The organism is Streptomyces sp. NPDC097981, from assembly GCF_040302565.1.
Taxonomy (GTDB): domain Bacteria; phylum Actinomycetota; class Actinomycetes; order Streptomycetales; family Streptomycetaceae; genus Streptomyces.
In genome coordinates this window covers 1-16452 of record NZ_JBEORW010000051.1, presented here as the reverse complement: position 1 = coordinate 16452, position 16452 = coordinate 1, and the positions used below count along the sequence as shown (strand labels likewise).

At 68.6% G+C, this 16452-nt stretch carries 19 protein-coding genes and 2 pseudogenes; 15 read left to right on the top strand and 6 right to left on the bottom strand.

Annotated features, from left to right (window positions below):
- Positions 1-33 precede the first annotated feature (33 nt).
- The gene (locus ABTY04_RS34230; protein WP_352217343.1) at positions 34-186 is read right to left on the bottom strand and encodes a hypothetical protein; all 153 of its coding nucleotides are present in this window, start codon (positions 184-186) and stop codon (positions 34-36) included.
- Positions 187-226: 40 nt separating this feature from the next.
- Entirely contained in the window at positions 227-652 is a 426-nt protein-coding gene (locus ABTY04_RS34225; protein ID WP_352217342.1) for an ATP-binding protein, read from the bottom strand.
- 143 nt (positions 653-795) lie between these two features.
- On the opposite strand from ABTY04_RS34225, the gene ABTY04_RS34220 reads away from it, so the two are divergent.
- Complete coding sequence (locus tag ABTY04_RS34220) at positions 796-2046, top strand: helix-turn-helix domain-containing protein (protein WP_352217341.1); 1251 nt, start codon at positions 796-798, stop codon at positions 2044-2046.
- Between the two features lie 46 nt (positions 2047-2092).
- On the opposite strand, the gene cutA is transcribed toward ABTY04_RS34220, so the two are convergent.
- Together cutA and ABTY04_RS34210 are read right to left on the bottom strand one after the other, a co-directional pair.
- Positions 2093-2419 carry a divalent-cation tolerance protein CutA gene (gene cutA, locus ABTY04_RS34215; RefSeq protein ID WP_352217340.1) on the bottom strand — a complete coding sequence of 109 codons (327 nt, stop codon included), beginning with the start codon at positions 2417-2419 and terminating at the stop codon, positions 2093-2095.
- A gap of 94 nt (positions 2420-2513) precedes the next feature.
- Positions 2514-3639, bottom strand: a pseudogene (locus tag ABTY04_RS34210) (IS3 family transposase).
- Positions 3640-4004: 365 nt separating this feature from the next.
- Here ABTY04_RS34210 and ABTY04_RS34205 point away from each other — a divergent pair.
- The 3 genes from ABTY04_RS34205 (at position 4005) to ABTY04_RS34195 (ending at position 5510) form a co-directional block, all read left to right on the top strand.
- Positions 4005-4442 (top strand): carbamoyltransferase C-terminal domain-containing protein, encoded by a 438-nt coding sequence (locus ABTY04_RS34205; RefSeq protein ID WP_352217339.1) that lies wholly within the window; start codon positions 4005-4007, stop codon positions 4440-4442.
- 174 nt (positions 4443-4616) lie between these two features.
- Positions 4617-5129 (top strand): P-loop NTPase family protein, encoded by a 513-nt coding sequence (locus ABTY04_RS34200; protein WP_352217338.1) that lies wholly within the window; start codon positions 4617-4619, stop codon positions 5127-5129.
- Between the two features lie 30 nt (positions 5130-5159).
- Complete coding sequence (locus ABTY04_RS34195) at positions 5160-5510, top strand: hypothetical protein (protein ID WP_352217337.1); 351 nt, start codon at positions 5160-5162, stop codon at positions 5508-5510.
- On the opposite strand, the gene ABTY04_RS34190 is transcribed toward ABTY04_RS34195, so the two are convergent.
- A complete protein-coding gene (locus ABTY04_RS34190; RefSeq protein WP_352217336.1) occupies positions 5461-5691 on the bottom strand; it encodes a DUF397 domain-containing protein in 231 nt (76 codons plus the stop codon). The two genes, ABTY04_RS34195 and ABTY04_RS34190, sit on opposite strands and share 50 nt — an antisense overlap.
- Positions 5688-6533, bottom strand: a complete 846-nt coding sequence (locus ABTY04_RS34185) for a helix-turn-helix domain-containing protein (protein WP_352217335.1) — start codon at positions 6531-6533, stop codon at positions 5688-5690. Before ABTY04_RS34185 ends, ABTY04_RS34190 begins: the two co-directional genes overlap by 4 nt.
- A gap of 510 nt (positions 6534-7043) precedes the next feature.
- Here ABTY04_RS34185 and ABTY04_RS34180 point away from each other — a divergent pair.
- From ABTY04_RS34180 to ABTY04_RS34130, 11 genes and pseudogenes are all read left to right on the top strand, one after another.
- Positions 7044-7475 carry an ATP-binding protein gene (locus ABTY04_RS34180; protein WP_352217334.1) on the top strand — a complete coding sequence of 144 codons (432 nt, stop codon included), beginning with the start codon at positions 7044-7046 and terminating at the stop codon, positions 7473-7475.
- Positions 7472-7813 (top strand): hypothetical protein, encoded by a 342-nt coding sequence (locus ABTY04_RS34175; RefSeq protein WP_352217333.1) that lies wholly within the window; start codon positions 7472-7474, stop codon positions 7811-7813. The genes ABTY04_RS34180 and ABTY04_RS34175 overlap by 4 nt, the downstream gene beginning before the upstream one ends.
- 300 nt (positions 7814-8113) lie before the next feature.
- Positions 8114-8884 (top strand): NUDIX domain-containing protein, encoded by a 771-nt coding sequence (locus ABTY04_RS34170; protein ID WP_352217332.1) that lies wholly within the window; start codon positions 8114-8116, stop codon positions 8882-8884.
- Positions 8885-8887: 3 nt separating this feature from the next.
- Entirely contained in the window at positions 8888-9724 is an 837-nt protein-coding gene (locus ABTY04_RS34165) for a 2-keto-4-pentenoate hydratase (protein ID WP_352217331.1), read from the top strand.
- 29 nt (positions 9725-9753) lie between these two features.
- On the top strand, positions 9754-10632 hold the full coding sequence (locus ABTY04_RS34160; protein WP_352217330.1) for an acetylating acetaldehyde dehydrogenase: 879 nt from the start codon (positions 9754-9756) through the stop codon (positions 10630-10632).
- Entirely contained in the window at positions 10629-11651 is a 1023-nt protein-coding gene (gene dmpG / locus ABTY04_RS34155; protein WP_352217329.1) for a 4-hydroxy-2-oxovalerate aldolase, read from the top strand. Before ABTY04_RS34160 ends, dmpG begins: the two co-directional genes overlap by 4 nt.
- Positions 11648-12508 (top strand): HpcH/HpaI aldolase/citrate lyase family protein, encoded by an 861-nt coding sequence (locus tag ABTY04_RS34150; RefSeq protein WP_352217328.1) that lies wholly within the window; start codon positions 11648-11650, stop codon positions 12506-12508. Before dmpG ends, ABTY04_RS34150 begins: the two co-directional genes overlap by 4 nt.
- An 8-nt stretch (positions 12509-12516) precedes the next feature.
- Entirely contained in the window at positions 12517-13035 is a 519-nt protein-coding gene (locus ABTY04_RS34145) for a MaoC family dehydratase (RefSeq protein ID WP_502996776.1), read from the top strand.
- A 15-nt stretch (positions 13036-13050) separates the two neighbouring features.
- Complete coding sequence (locus ABTY04_RS34140) at positions 13051-14220, top strand: GNAT family N-acetyltransferase (protein WP_352217326.1); 1170 nt, start codon at positions 13051-13053, stop codon at positions 14218-14220.
- Positions 14221-14365: 145 nt separating this feature from the next.
- Positions 14366-14508: pseudogene (locus tag ABTY04_RS34135) on the top strand (IS256 family transposase); the annotation flags it as partial.
- 869 nt (positions 14509-15377) lie between these two features.
- Positions 15378-16016, top strand: coding sequence for a hypothetical protein (locus ABTY04_RS34130; protein WP_352217325.1), 639 nt, complete (start codon positions 15378-15380; stop codon positions 16014-16016).
- Positions 16017-16452 lie beyond the last annotated feature (436 nt).

Here is a 16452-nt window from a genome sequence, read left to right as displayed (position 1 = left end):
CCGCCTGGTCCACTGCCCTGCTGTGTTCCACGCTCATCCCCTCATTTCCGTCGCGTACCAGTACGCGACCATCAGCCCGAACACGATCAGCACGATCAGCACCTGCAAGATCCACTGCCGCCAGCCCACCTCAAAGCGCCGGTCAACCCACCGCTGCCGGTCCACCCACGCCCATAAGCCGCTCACCGGCTGGTCTCGGTCAGCGCCATCGCGCTGATGCGGGTCATCAGAGGCTCTTTCCCGTGAACGACAGCCGGTACCAAGCGCCGCCTGCTTCGACGCCCCAGTCGTCGGCGAGGGCATCGACAAGTACGAGGCCTCGTCCGCTTTCGTCGTCTGGAGTGCTGATGCGAGGAACAGGGCACGCGGTGGACCCGTCGTGAACTGCCACGTGCAGGTAGCACTCGGCGAAGCGAATCCGCACACTGATTTCACCGTCACCGTGCAACAGGGCGTTGGTTACGAGCTCCGTCACCACGAGGTGCGCGTCATCGATAAGGCTCGTGCATCCCCAGTGAGTCAAGGCAGCCCGTGTGGTGCGCCGCAGTCGCTGCGGCCACATTGCGTCCGCACCCCTGACGGCCCCGGCGGGGCCCTCCCGGGCAGGAGAGATGGCCACGTCCAATCCCGGCGTGCTGATGGTCTCGGTCACGTACTCATCACACTGCGTACTACCCCCCGGCATCCAGCGGGAACTGGGAGGGGGAAATGAGCACCGAAAATCTCGTCAAGGGGGAACTGGGAGGGGGAAATTGAGGCCATGATGCTCCCAACCCAGAGATAGGGGCCACACTCATGCCTAAGCGACAAGATCCTTTCGGTGAGCTACTCGCGGACCTGCGCCGGCGCGCCGGGCGCACGCAGGAGCAACAGGTCGACGCCATTCACGCAGTGAGCGGCCGGGTCGTGATGACGCGGCGCGAGCTGAGCAGGTACGAGAACAACGAGACGATCCCGACGACTCCCACGATCAGGGACATGGCTGCTGCCTACGGCATGGCGGCCGAAGACCTGTTACGGGAGGCGAAGGAAGCTCGCGCTCGGCGGCGACGAGCGCGGGCTGCACTCGACGAATCAGAAAGGTACGAAGTGAAACGCCGAACGCTGCTTGAGGGCGCGTCAATCGTGGCGACAGGGTCTGCGGAGCCCTGGACCCGGTTGGCTCACGCCATCACTGGGGCTGGGGGCATCGATGAACCGGCAACCCGGGTACTCGTGGATGAGACACGTCGCCTCCACACCAGCGAGATGCAGCTTGAAGCGGGGCAGCTTCGATACCGGGTGAATAGCCACCTTGACGCCATCACCTCCGCGCTGCCCCGGGCCGGTAGGCAGCAGCAGGCGCTGACCATCGCTGCTGGTGAGACCGCGGCTTTGGCTGGTTGGTTCGCCTGGGACCTGGGAGACTATCGCACAGCGCGGAACTACTACCGGGTGACCGCGGAGTGCTCATCTGCGGCTGGCCACCCACCCCTGCGAGCCCTTTCCTTGGCCTATACCAGCTACGGCTGCCCGCCGAATGAGGCGATCATCCTCCTGAAGGAGGCCGCGCAGTGTGTTCGCGGACCAGGGCACGCGACAGCCGCCGCCTGGATTCACGCACGTCACGCCGAGGAGGCCGCGCGCCTCGGTAACGAACTCGACGCGCTTCGCGCACTGGACCGGGCCAGGGTCGCGTACGAGTACGCCGACCACACGGCGGAGGAAGCCTGGGTTCAATTCATGACGCCGTCCCGGCGGGACTCCCTCGTGCTGTCGGTATACGGACGACTGCGACACCCTGAGCTGCTCGATGCAGCTGACGAGGCCACCCAGAGACTGGGCGACAACCTGTCCGACGCGGGGGTGGTGGTCTTGGGCGATCTAGCCGTTGCTCATCTTCAAGGAGGATCTCGGGAGCAAGGTGTTCACGTGGTCCACGAGTTCGCCACCGCGGCCGCGGCGCGGACGACGACCATGGGACGCTCCCGGGCTTCGGCTATCGCCAGCCTGCTTCCCACCTCGGAACGCGACCTGACCGAGCATCTGAAGGAGCTCGCAGCATAACGGCGGAGGCTCGTCCCTATCGAGCCTCCGCCACTTAGCCTCGAAGCTACCGGGGCCTAGTCTCGTCGGCTACCCACTTCAGGTAGGCATCCGAGCCGTCGACCACGGAAAGCACAATGAACTCTGGTACGTCGTAAGGGTGATTCTCGTGCACCCACGCCTGGAGGTCCGGCACGCGGTCCACAGTGGTCTTGTACGAGATTCGCCACTCCGTGGCCTTCTCTAGTTTGCCCTCCCACCAATAGGTGGCTTCGAATGGTGAGTCGAGGTGTGAGCAGGCTGCCAGCCGCTGCTTCACTGCCTCCTCAGCCAGCTTCCGGGCGCCCTCCTCCTCATCGATGGTCGTGTGAACAATGACGATTCCGGTCGTCACGGTGCCCCCTTGCGCTTGCCGACTTGGACCTTGAGCGTACGACTCGCAGGCGACCGCAGGACGGGTCTGGTGCAGGTTCGGGTGACAGGTTGGGTCACGCGGCTTGGAGGGCCGGTGTGGTCATGACGGTCTCGAATTCGACGGGGGTTAGCCGGCCGAGGGCGGCTTGCCGGCGGCGCCGGTGGTAGGTCCGCTCGATCCAGGTCACGATGGCGATCCGTAGTTCCTCGCGGGTGGCCCACTTCCGGCGGTCTAGGACGTTCTTCTGCAGCAGGCTGAAGAAAGACTCCATTGCCGCGTTGTCGCCGACTGCCCCGACTCTCCCTATCGACCCGGCCATCCGGTGGCCATCGAGCGCCCGGACAAACTTCCGGGACCGGAATTGCGAGCCGCGATCGCTGTGCAGGATGCATCCGTCGACGTGCTCACGTCGGGCCACGGCGTTGTCCAGGGCGGTCACGGCCAGGCGGGACTTCATTCGTGCGTCGATGGAGTAGTCCACGATCCTGCGTGCTGAAGACATCCTTGATCGCGCAGAGGTACTGCTTCCCGTCGCCGGTGGCATACATCGGTGATGTCGGCGAGCCACAGCCGGTTCGAGCCACTCGCGGTGAAGTCACGACGGACCAGATCGTCGTGCACCGGCGGGCCGGCCTTCTTGCCCCGGCCGCGCTTCTTCCCGAACACGCTCCACCAGCGGTTGTCCCGGCAGATCCGCCACGCGGTCCGGTCAGCCATGGTGGCCCCGCTGCTACGGGCCTCATCGGCCAGGAAGCGGTAGCCGAACTCCGGATCCTCACGGTGGGCACCGAACAACGCGTTCGCGCGATACGCCTCCTCCAGCACGGCGTCGGCCACCGGCCTGTCGAGCCAGCGGTAGTAGGGCTGTCTGGCGAGCTTGAGCACCCGGCACGTCACCGTGACGGGCACCCCGTCCCCGGCCAGCTCCTTCACGAGCGGGTAGATCCTTTTCCCGGCAGATGCGCCTGCGACAGATAGGCCGCGGCCCGGCGCAGGACCTCGTTCTCCTGCTCCAGCAGCTTGATCCGCCGACGTGCTTCCCGCAGTTCCGCGCTCTCCTGGCTGGACGTTCCGGGCTTGGCCCCGTCATCGATGTCCGCCCGGCGCATCCACTTCCACAAGGTCATCGGGTGGACTCCGAAGTCGGTGGCCACCTGCTCGACCGTCACACCTGGGCCGCGGTTCTTCACGACCCGCACGACGTCCTGGCGGAACTTTTCCGGATAGGGCTTGGGCGCCGCCCAGGAAGGTCGTGACCGGGCCGGAGAGCAGCGGTCGGCGCCTCCGAGGCGGGGGACGTGCCTGCGCTGGGAGACGCCTTCTTCGTCTGCGATGCGGAAGCCCACGATCCCCAGGCGGGGGTTCGCGGTGAATGCCTCCCTGACCAGTCGCAGCGTGTCGGTCTGGGGGAGCAGGCCGTCGTCGTCCAGGACCAGGACGACGTCAACGCCCCGTGTTCGCACAGCGACTGCACCCCGGCGTTCCTCCCCCGGGGATGCCCAGGTTTGCCGGCAGCTCGACGGCTGCGACACCGTCGCGGAGGTCCGAGCAGCCCCGACCCGGCATGACCGCCCACCGCCCGGCCGACCCCGCCCGCCACCTCGCCCACCAGCTCGCCGAAGGCGAGATCGTCGGCGTCTTCCGCGGCCGCCTCGAAGCCGGTCCCCGCGCGCTCGGCAACCGGTCCACCCACGCCTCGCCGCTGCGCCCGGACATCGTGCACCGTCTGAACGCGAAGGTGAAGTTCCGCGAGCCGTTCCGGCCCTTTGCATCCGTCGCCCTGGCCGACAAGGCTGCCGACTACTTCACCCTCGGCCAGCCCGCCCCGTCATGCTCGCCCCCACCCGGTACGCCACCAGCGGCCGGTACACCCAGCGGATCTTTGAATCCGTCCTGGCCGGCTGCGCCCCCATCACCCCCGCCCACTACCGGGCCGCCAGCATCCCCGGCGAGCTCCACGCCTGCGACGGGGCGCACGTGGCCGATATCACCCGCACCCTGATCTCCATGCCCACCGGGGACTGGGCCCGGCTGCTGGAGCGATGCATCCGCAGATTGGACCCCTTCCGGCTGTCCCAACAGCTCCACACTTCGGCCAGGTATTCGATCAACACCGAGGGACGGACAATGGAAAGCTCACCCACCACACCACTCGGAATCGGTAGCCTCACCCCACATGCGACTCGCCCTCATCGGCTGCGGCGGCAGCGGCAAGACGTACCTGTCGAAGCAGCTGGCCCAGCACTTCCACGCGCCCCTCACGCACCTCGACGCCGTGTACTACGACGACGACTGGAACACCCTCGACAAGGACAAGTTCGCCGCGATCCAGGAGGAACTGGTGCAGGCCCCCTCCTGGGTGATCGAGGGGAACTACGCCGGAACGCTCCCGATCCGGCTCCACGCAGCCGACACGGTGATCTTCCTGGACATCCCGCCGACCGTCTGCCTGTGGGGCATCGCCCAGCGGCGCCTGCGCTACGGCGGCGGCCAGAACGACGCCACCGGCGTGTACGACCGGATCACCTGGAACTTCATCAAGTACGTGTGGGGCTACCGCAAGACCATGGCACCCCGCGTCCGCGAGCTGATCAAAGAGCACGCCACCGGGGCCACCGTGCACACGGTCACCAGCCGGCGCCAAGCCCGCGCCCTGCTCGCGCACCTCAAGGCCACGCAGCCCGCCTGACCCACACCGCGCACACCGGAGGCGCCGGCCGTGGCTGACACCTCCGCCTTCCTCGACCAGCAGCTCGTCAACGGCTCCCTGTACGAGAGCGAGCAGCGCCTCGCCGACCGCACCGGCGCCCTGATGTCCGCGAAGATCACCGGACGCCCCACGGCCAAAGTGATCGCCGCCTACGCGGCCACGGCCCGCCCCGGCAACGGCATCGTCCTCGACATCGGCTGTGGACGCGGAGCGTCCACGCGGGCAGACGGGGTATCGCCATACAGGCAAGGCCCGGATTCCCCCCGCTGCGGGCTGGGGGAATCCGGGCGTTGGTCGCTGTGCGGCCTGATCAGGCCGTCGGGGTGCGGCCGTGTGCTGCGTGCGGCAGGAAGGCGGTGAATGCTTCCTCGGTGAAGGCCAGTGCCGGGCCCGTCGGCTGCTTCGAGTCGCGGACGGCGATGAAGCCGTGGGTGGGCCGGGTGTCGGCGATCTCGACGCACTGTTCGCCGCCGTCGCTGAACGACGATTTGCGCCAGTGAGCTTCGGGCAGGTCGGTGGCGTACAGCCTGTTCGTGTTCATGACTTCTCCATGATGGTTTTGATCTTCTCCCGCGAGTCGTTGACGGGGAGTGCTTCGGCCACGATCCGCTCGAAGGCGGATTCGTAGACCTTCACGTCGTCGGTGGCCTCGGCGAAGTTCCCGCCGCGGATGGTTTCCACGCTGACCACGGTGGGCCAGGGACGGGGGAACCGGACGATGTGGAACGGGCCCACCATCCCGGGGTGCGGGTTGGCGAGTATCGGCATCACCTGGATGGTGATGTTGCGCAGCTCGGCCATGTCGAGCAGGTGGCGCAGCTGTTCGCGCATCAGCGAGGGATGGGTCGCGGACCGGTAGTGCAGGGTCGCTTCGTGGATGACGGCCCACAGGTGGAGAGGTCCGCCGAGCCGGCTGGTGTCGGTGAGGATGGCCTGGCGTTTCTTGCGCATCTCCACGAGCGCGGAGACTTCGTCGCTGTCTCGGGTGATGGCGGTCGCGGTGATGATCTCGCGGGCGTACTGGGGGATCTGGAGCAGGCCGGGGATCAGACCGGGCAGGTAGATCCGGGTCGACTCCGCGTCCTCCTCCAGGCCGATGTAGTCCTTGTAGTTGGTCTCGGGCAGGTCGCCGTAGTTGCTCCACCATCCGACCTTGTTGGCGTCGCGGGCCAGCTCCTCCATGGCGGTGACCACCGTCTCGTCGGTGACCCCGTACGCCTCCAGGAGCGGCTTCACGTCCTTGATCGGCAGGTGCGCCTTGGCGTTCTCGATCCGGTTGATCTTGCTGCCGTCCCAGCCGACTGCCTGAGCGGCGGTGTCGGAGGTGTGGCCGGCGGTCTTCCTGAAGTTCCGCAGCGCGCTGCCGAGACGGCGTCTGCGCACGGTCTGCACAAGCGGCGGTGTGGGCACGGGTAGTTGAACCTCTCTGCGGGCTGGCGGGGCGATGCGGGGGGCGGATCTTCCCCTTCCGGGGTGCGACGTCCTCTTTCCGGGTCAGTCTGCCCGGCCCGGGGATCGGAAGTCGATCGAACATCCCTTCATTCGTTGGGAGTTTGGTTGCAATGGTTGCAGGCATCGCGTCATTGGGTGCATTCTTCCAATGTGACGCCGTGACCAAGTGTCAGCAGATGATCACGCTGAGGTGGTAGGTCGCGGCTCCAGAACGGCCGGGTTCGAGCATGGCCCGGCCATGCGGCCTCGTGTCCCCGCCCGCGCCGTCGGGGACACGAGGCCCGCCCCGACACCCGCTCCCAACTTGCCGAGGCCACCCATGAGCCAGAGCACCACTCGCACTACCCGTACCCACTGCCCGGCCACCGCTGCGCTCGGCCGCCTCACCCACCGGCTTCACGCTTCCGCTGTACAGAGCGCCGCCGCCGGAAGGGCCGTCCGGTGACCGGCGTCCTGGCGGAAGATGTGGAAGCAGCCCTCACAGGACCCCAGCGCTACAGCGACGGCTACTCACCCCGCGACACCGCACCCTCCCGCGCCCGACGCGACGTCACCCTCTGCCTCCACACTTGGGGCCTCGATCACCTGGTCGACGACGCCCGGCTCATCGTGTCCGAGCTTGTCACCAACGCGATCCGGCACACCCGCACCGGCCGGGTCGGTGTCTCGGTCACCCGCCACCCCGACCGCGTACGGATTGTTGTCACCGACACCAGCCGCACCACCCCGGAACCCTCCGTCCCCGACGCCGAGGCCGAGGCCGGCCGCGGGCTCCAGCTCATCGACCAGCTCGCCACCGGCTGGGGCAGCGACAGGCTCGCCACCGGCAAGCGGGTCTGGGCCGAACTCACCACAGGCCAGGCGCCGTCGTGAGCGCCAGCAGCTGGGGCGAATTACACGGCCCCACCCACCTCAGCCCGCCCCGCAAGCGCCGGCACGCCCGGCGGCCGGACGGGAACACGATCGCCGGACTGCTGCTCACGACAGGCATCGTGCGCGGCCTGGCCGTCCTCGCCCTCTCCTGCGCCGACCAGGCCGACGGTGTCACCCCCATCGGCTCCTCGATCACCATCCCGGACCAAGCTTCTGCCGAAGCACAGCCGTCCCGCAGGCCGGCCACCGACACGGCGGACAGCGCCACCCCCCAACCGGCAGCACGCACGACCCAGCCCCGGCCCTGCCGCTGCGGATCCCGCACCCGCCCGTCCTGAACTCCGGTGGCAGCGCGGCGCCCCATGGCCCGCGCCGTCACCGGTCAGAATCCCGGCCCAGCACCCGGCCGGCACCCTGGCCGGCCTGGAAGAGGTCACCGTCTCCACCAGCTGCCCGGCCCGGCGTCTTGCGTCTCGCGTTCCGCACGGCGTTGCCCTGGATTCTGGCCAGTGAGATCTGCACCGCAATCGGGCCAGAAGCCACCCCTCAGAAGCGGTACGGTCCGGGCCTTGCCAGACCACACCGCTACCACCGCGCCCCACTAGGCCCTGCACTCAGGGCATCTCCAGGAGACTTCGTTGATCAACCAGCCAGAACCCACCGCTGTGGAACTCCTCGACGCCCGCCAGCTCCACCTGGTGGAGACGGCGGCGCCCCGCCTGACGCAGGAGCAGAGCGCAGCCATGGACCGCATGTGGGACGAAATGACCACGTCTAACCCGTCACTGTTCGACGGACCGGTCGTGGTGTGCGCCGGAGTCGACTGGAAGGACCCGCACACTCTGGTCCTGACCTGGTACCGGGCCACGTACCGCCTCTACGTCCTGCGCCTGGCTCCGGTCCACGCCGTGGCGGCACCCTCGGTGTTCGTCTCCGTTGCCCAGCCCACCGACGACGGCCGGCTGTTGGTGGGACGCATGGCGTCGTCCACCGCTGCTCCGGGGCGCTGGCAGCTGCCCGGCGGCACCATCGAGCCGCCTGCTGACGACGCCCCCCTCAATCTGGCCGCGCTGCGCCGCCACGCCGCACGGGAGCTCCTGGAGGAGATCGGGCGCGACGTCCGGCCTCACGACCTGAGCCTGTGGGCGGTCACCCGCGGCGACAAGGGCAACATCGGCATCCACTTCCGCGCGCCTGCCTGCCCGGCGAAGACGCTCGACCACCAGTACGCAGAGCTCGTCTCTGTCGAGACCGCACAGGGCCGCACCCCGGAGCTGGACCGGATCGAGTTCGTACGCTCCGCAGCCGACGTAGGCCACCTCGACGGGCGCAGCGTCGATTTCCTGCCCGTGCTCGCCGCACGGCACGCAGCGACGGACACCCCTGACCAGGCGGACAGCAGGAGGTAGCAGATGGCCAGGCCCGCAGGCGGCCCCCAAGACCCGACCGTGCAGAGCACCAACCCCGGTGAGAAGGAGCAGTTCCTCGTTGCGGTGGCCGGGGAACTGGTCGAAGCCAGCCAGTCTCGCGTTCCCGTGCCGGCCCTGGCGGGGCGCTTCCCGGGCCTGACCCTCGAAGACGCCTACCGCATCCAGCAGATCAACGTGGAGCGGCGGGTCTCGGGAGGTGTCCGGGTCGCCGGTTACAAGATCGGTCTGACCTCGCCCGCCATGCAGCAGCAGATGGGCATTCACGAGCCCGATTCCGGATTCATCCTCAACGACATGCTCCGGCCGAGCGGGTCCCTTCTGCGGGTTGCCGACTTCTTGAACCCCAGGATCGAGACCGAGATCGCCTTCAGGCTCGGCCACGACCTGGCAGGCCCCGCGGACTTGGGCGCGGTCCGGGATGCGGTGGCTGAGGTATTCCTCGCGTTCGAGGTCCTCGACACCTGCTACACCGGCTGGAACATCACCCTGGTCGACTCCATCGCCGACAACGCGGCGTGCGCCTGCGTGGTCCTCGGCAGCCCCGTCCCCTTCGACCTGACCACGGACCTCCGGGCGGAGCAGATCGTGGCCAGCGTCAACGGGCACACAGCGGCAAGGGGGGAAGGGCACGACATCCTCGGTGATCCCCTGAAGGCGCTGGTCTGGCTGACGCATCGACTGCCCGTCCTGGGCACCACCCTGCGCGCCGGAGACGTCGTCCTGGCCGGGTCGGTCCACGCGAGCATCCCGCTCATCCCCGGCACGGACGTTCGAGCCACATCCACCCATTTGCCCACCGTGCACCTGCACGTTCTCTGACCCGCCACCACCAGCGAACGGAGTACTCCGTGCTGAACACGGCCGTCCTTGGTACCGGACTCCTCGCCCTCGACCTGGTCGAGCGCATCCAGGCCTCCCCGCACCTGGGCTGCGGGCTTGTCATCGGCCGCACCCCGCAGAGCATGGGAATGGCCCAAGCCGCCCGCATGGGCTGCGCCACCGCGGCCGGGGGCATCGGCGCCCTGGCTGACGCGGGCGAGGCCTTCGACATCGTCTTCGACGTCACCAACGCCTTCGCCCACCCGACCCACTGGGCCCAGCTCGCCAAAACCGATACGACACTCATCGACCTGACCCCCACCAGCGGCGGCACGCTCATCGTGCCCGCCGTGAACGGCCACCAGGCCGCCGCACACCGGCACATCGGTCTCATCACCTGTGGTGGTCAGGCCTCGATCCCCATCCTCCACGCGATCACCCAGCACTACTTTCCCGATCACGTGGAGATGGTGGCCACCGCCGCCAGCCGCAGTGTCGGGCGGGCCAGCCGCCTCAACCTCGACGAGTACATCGAGGCGACGCAATCAGCGATCCAGCAGTTCACCCAGGCGGGCACCGCCAAGACCATGCTGAACATCAGCCCAGCCTCGCCTGCGCCGCCCTTCCGCGTCGCGATGACGATCGTCGCCCCTGGCGCCGAGCCGGGCCCCGTCCGCGAGCTCGTGGAGTCCGCCGCCACTACCGTGCGAGCCCTCATCCCCGGATACCGCCTCGTCTCGTGCGCAGTCACCGACGACACGGTCCGCGTGGTCGTAGAGGTCACCGCCACCCGCAACGGCATGCCGACGCACGCAGGCAACCTCGAAGTCATCAGCGCAGCCGCCATTTTCGCGGCAGAGCAGCACGCCCTCGCCAGGATTCCCGCACTGGAGGAGACTTCCCGATGACCCCCAACAGGGACCCGCTGGTCATACACGACCCGACGCTGCGCGACGGCCAGCACGCCGTTCGCCACCAGCTCGACCGCGAGCAGATCCGCTCCTACGCCGCCGCGGCCGACGCTGCCCGCGTCCCCGTGGTCGAGATCGGCCACGGCAACGGACTCGGCGCATCCTCATACCAGGTGGGGCACGGCAAACTCAGCGATGACGAGATGCTGCTCACCGCCCGCGAGGCCCTCACCCACAGCAGGATGGCCGTCCTCATGGCACCGGCATGGGGAACCTCCGCCGATCTCGCCAACGCCGTACGACGCGGCGCGGACATTGCCCGCATGGCAGTCCACTGCACTGAGGCCAGCGCCACCGAACGCCACCTCGGCGTGATCCGCGACCTCGGTGCCGAAGCCCAAGGCGTGCTGATGATGATCCACATGGCCAGTCCCAGCAAGCTCGCCGAGCAGTGCGCCCTGATGGCCGAATACGGGGCGCAGGCCGTCGGCATCATGGACAGCGCCGGCCACTACCTGCCCGACGACGTCACCACCCGGATCACCGCGATCACCGCCGCGGTCGACGTGCCGGTGATCTTCCACGGACACAACAACCTCGGCATGGCCGTCGCCAACTCCGTGGCCGCCGTCGAGGCAGGCGCCCGCGTGATCGACGCCTGCGCCAGAGGATTCGGCGCAGGCGCGGGCAACACCCAGCTGGAAGTCCTCGTCCCCGTTCTGGAACGCCTCGACCACCGGACCGGGATCGACGTGCGGCTACTGGCCGAGGCCGCTGACCTCGCCGATCGCACCCTCATGCCCGCCCCACCGACGATCGACTCCACCAGCCTCGCCAGCGGGCTCGCCGGTGTCTTCTCCGGATTCAAGAAACCGGTCCTGGAGGCCGCCGCCCGAGAAGGTGTCCACCCCTGGGACCTGTTCCACGAGCTCGGACGACGTCAGATCATCGCCGGCCAGGAGGACGCGATCCCCGACGCCGCCCGCAACCTCAAGGCCAAGGAGACATGCCGATGAACACGCCCGCGCCCGCCGGAGTGTGGATCATCACCCCCGGCCACACCCCCACCAGATTCCCGACCGCACGAGCCAGCGGCGCGGACGTCGCCCTGGTCGATCTGGAGGACTCAGTCCCTCCTGCGGCCAAGCCGGACGCCCGCCTCATGGCCCGCGCCTTCTTCACCACACCCGCCCCGGCCGACACCGCTTTGGGGGTACGCATCAGCTCGCCCACCACCCGCGACGGCATCCACGACCTCGACGCACTCGCCGACTACCCGGTGGTGCCGCAGATCGTTCTGATCCCCAAGGTGGAATCGCCGCGAGACATCGAGATCGTTGCCGGTGTCCTGGACACCCCCGACCACGCCCCCCATCTGTACGCGCTGATCGAGACCCCGCGCGCGTTGGAGGCGCTGCCGTCCATCGTGCGGGCCGAGCGCATCGCAGGCGTTCTATTCGGTACGGCCGACTACGCGAGAGCCACCGGCTGCGGCAACGATTGGGAGCCGATGCTCCACGCCCGCTCCGCGCTCGTCGTCAGCGCCGCCGCCGCAGGCATCCCCGCCATTGACTCTCCGTTTTTCGACCTCGACGACCTCGAAGGACTGCGGGACGAGGCCGAACGCGTCAAGGCCCTCGGCTTCGCCGGGAAGAGCTGCGTACACCCCCGCCACCTGAACGTCCTGACAGAGGTGTTCAGGCCGACGGACGAGGAGATCGCCGCCGCCCGCGCCATCGTCGCGGCGGCCGAGAACGCTGGCGGCCGCATCATCCGAGTCGGCCATCAGATGGTGGGCCCGCCCATGGTCCAGGCAGCCCGATCCCTGCTCGCACGCGCGGACGCCCGCACTGCCCACGAGGTGACCGCGTGAACAGCGGCATGCCCCAGGGGTACCGGCAGGTCGGGGAAAGCCGCTATCGGGAGATCGTCGGCCTCGGCTACCACGAGCTGCACGAGGACCTGGTCATCGAGCACCGGCCCGGACGCACCATCACCGAGACCGACAACGTCCTGATGACCATGCTCGGCAGCAACGACGCCCCCATCCACACCGACGCCCACTACTGCAGCCTCACCGAATGGGGCCGACCCCTGGTGTGCAGCAGCATCACCCTCCACATCGTGGGCGGCATGACCGTACGCAGCACCAGCGGCCTCACCACGGCGAACCTCGGCTTCGAGGAAGTCCGCTTCACCCACCCGGTCTTCGTGGGCGACACCCTCTACGCGCAGACGCAGATCACCGGCCGCCGCATGTCCCGCAGCCGGCCAGACACCGGAATCGTCACCTGCCGCACGGCCGGCCACAACCAAGACGGCAAGACCGTCATCACCTTCACCCGCAGCTTCTTCGTACCGGCCACAGCGGACGCCGTCCGCGACCATACGAACTATTAGAACGTGAGGCTCCACATGCCTGATCCGCTCCGGATCATGGAGGCCGACGACGAGCTGTGGCAGGAGTACAACGACCTCGCCACGCGCAGCTACGGCCACCCCGTAGGCGACATCACCCGACTGCGCCCCCACGCGGACATCCGCGTCGCAGTCCGGGACGGCCGCGTCGTCGCCGGCGGCCTGGGCCTCCTCACCGATCAGTTCTTCGGCGGGGCCCCCGTCCCATCCGCGATCATCAGCGCTGGGTGCGTCGCCCCCGAAGAACGCGGGGACCACCTCGCCGGTCGCCTACTTGCCGAACGAATCCGCCCCCTGCGCGACCAGGGCGCGGTAATCTCCACCGCCTGGACGACCTCGAACGGACACCTGCGCCGCCTCGGCTGGCAGGCACCAGTCCCCGTGTTCGCCTGGTCCATCGCCACCGAAGACCTCAAGCGCGGCTTCACCAGCCCAGGACTCCACATTGAGCACGGCCGGGCAGAGGAAGGTGAGGAGCTGCAACGACGCCTGGCCCGCCAGTGGAACGGGCCCGTGCAGCGCCCGAAATGGTGGTCTGCCTGGATGGACGACAAACAGCAGCTCATCACCTACCGCTTCGGGTCGGGACAAACGACCACGGGCGTGCTGTCCTTCTCCATGAAACGTCACCAGCGGCACGGCACGGACCTGACCGTTCACGACTTCTGGGCCGCGGACGCGCAGACCGTCAACGAGATGATGGCGTTCCTCGGCGGACACCACACCCGCGCCGCCACCGTCCAATTCCGGCGTTCCGCCCTTCCCCCGTACCCCACACTGCTGCACAACCTGCACCGCTACCGGCTGACAGCGGAGGCATGGCACCCATGGATGCTCCGCGTCCTTGACATCCCCGAAGCCGTCCGGCTGCGAGGCTGGCCCAGCGACGTGGCCATCGCCATGCCTGTGGAGATCGAAAACGAGAACGGCGGAGACCGGGACTCGTACCTCTTGGAAGTGAAGGACGGCACGGGTCAGATCACCAAGACCCGAGCCCACGGCGATGTCCAGCTCACCCGCGGGCAGCTCGCTGTCTGGTACGCCGGCGGCTACCGGACAGCCGCCGCAGCCCGTCTCACGGGAGTCACCGCCAATTCCGGCGAAGCCTTGACCCAGCTGATCCGCGCCACCTCGGACCTCGAACCCTGGCTCCCTGAACACCTCTGACGAGCGTGCCTGAAAGTTCGTGTAAGTCTGTTATGTGGCAGCCTGGCCCGGGACTCGGCCTCGGGCCCTCGGGCCGGGCGGATCGGACGAGTCACGGCAGACAAGACGGAACCCCTCGGCGGCTGGGGACAAGACGGTCGACGAGGTGGTCGAGTGGCTGCTCGAAAAAGCTGATGCCTCGGGGCGGCTCTGCTGGGTGAGGGCGGGCTGCTGACGGAGATCACCAAGGCCGTACTGGAACGGGCTCTGGAAGCCGAGATGAGCGAACACCTCGGCTATGAACGCGGAGGATACGTCCACCTCTGACAGCCGATAGCGATGAAGGCCCGTGGCCGCCCTGCTGCTCGACCGGTTGCGCGGGAGGGAGCGTTCAGCCAGCAATGCCCCGTCCACGGTGCCAGTGGGCGCGCGGCAGTCGGCACAGGCGGGCGGCGATGTTGAGGTCGAGGGCGCAGCGGGTGCTCGGCCGAACGGGTGGGCTGCGCAGCCTGGTTCGGCCCGGAAGGGCCGGGTGACTGAGGGTGACAGTGAGGGGGATTCTGAGGGGGATGTATGAGGGGGATGGCGAGGGGGAATCTGAGGGGGAAACCGGTCTGGTGGTGGTCTTGCATTTTTGCTGGTCAGCGCGGGTCTCGGCGCTGGTGACTGGTCAGACTTACTTATAGGGGAGGGAGAGGTTCGGGTCGTTGGGGTGGTGTTTGTTTTGGGCTGGGTCGGTTGGGCTTGGCGTTGACGGGGGGTGTTGCAGACGTCCGTAAGTAGGGCTGGGAGGTGGCGTGGGAGGGGCGGCGTGCTTGGGTGGAGAGAAGGAGGGGAGCGGGTGGGGTGGGAAGGCTGGGGGTGGGTGAAAGAGATGTGGCCGGCGCCCACTTCCGCCGAGGGCGGGTGGCAAGGGCGCCGGCCTACCGAAGAACACACCGCGAGAGAACCCGCAGGGCATCATCGGGGCGAGCATAGCGCCCGCCCGGGCCGGGCGCAGGCACCCACGACACAGCGCGTCTTAGGTGCGGTAGTATTTTTCTGTTTTGGGTGCGCCGCTCAGGCGGACTCGCCTGTCTCGGCGCGCACCGGCGCGCCTCGCCTATGGGGAGGTTGGGATCGTGATCCGCGCTGGACGAACTGCTGTCGGCCGTCAGGAGCTGGCTGAGCTCCTGGGCATGAAGTGGCCGACGTTCCGCAGCGTCATGCCCTATACCGCGGAGGGATTTCCCGAGCCGATCAGTGCTGAGGGCGGGCAGGTGCTGCTGTGGGACCGAGAGCAGGTCGACGCCTACCGCGCGGGCAGGCCCCTGCCGGCGATCCCTGCCGCTGAGGATGACAGCGACCTGCTCGACCGCCGCGAGGCTGCCGCCGTGCTCGACGTGAAGCCGCGCAGCTTCGACAGCTACAAGAGAGACGACCGCCTCGCTGCCCACGCCGTCGTAGTGTGCGGAGTCGAGCACTGGCCGCGCGCCGCGGTGCTCGCCTACGCCGCCACCCGCGGCACCATGAGCGCGCCTAGCGGTAGGCCGAAGGGATCCGGCGACATGGTCCCCCGTGACCTCCTCCCCGGCCGCATCGCCGAACTGCTCGACGCCGACCCCGTGGTGACCGCCGCCCACGCCGTCGACGTCCTCGGTATCTCCCTCTCCACCGCGCAGAAGCACCTCCAGCAGGAACGCGCGGCGCGCATCGCCGCACTGATGAGCGCAGAGCCGGCCCTTGACGTCGAAGAGGCCGCAGACCGCCTTGGCTATCCGCCGGCGGTCCGTCGCACGGCGCTGAAGGCCGCTCAGCAGCTCTACGACGCCCCCTGACACCAACTCTCCGCTTGAGGGGGCTACAGCCGTCAGGCCGTGGCCCCCTCAGGGCAATTCAGCCCGGTGGGGGCGGGCGTTGCGGGTCCGGTGCCGGCGGGGTGGGAGGGGGCGGCGCAGCGGAAGGCGTGCCGGACTCCGCTGCGCTGCGTCCGGACCGAGCGCTGCGCGCTCTCACGCCTCCCGCTGCGCCGCCCCCTCCCGCACCACGGGGCCGCGGGCCGCACTCCGCTGCGCTCCGTCACTCCGCTTCGCTGCGTGGAGTGCCCACCCGGCTTCGCTTCGCTGCGCCGGCTGTGCCCTCTTTGGCGGCCCGCGCTGCGGGGTGGGGTGGCGGGCGGGGCGGCGGACGGTGTGGTCGTGGAGTGCGTCCGGCAGGGCGGCCGGGTGCGGGTGCAGGTCGTGTCGGGCGGCTTCGAGCCCTCGTGGAACGTGC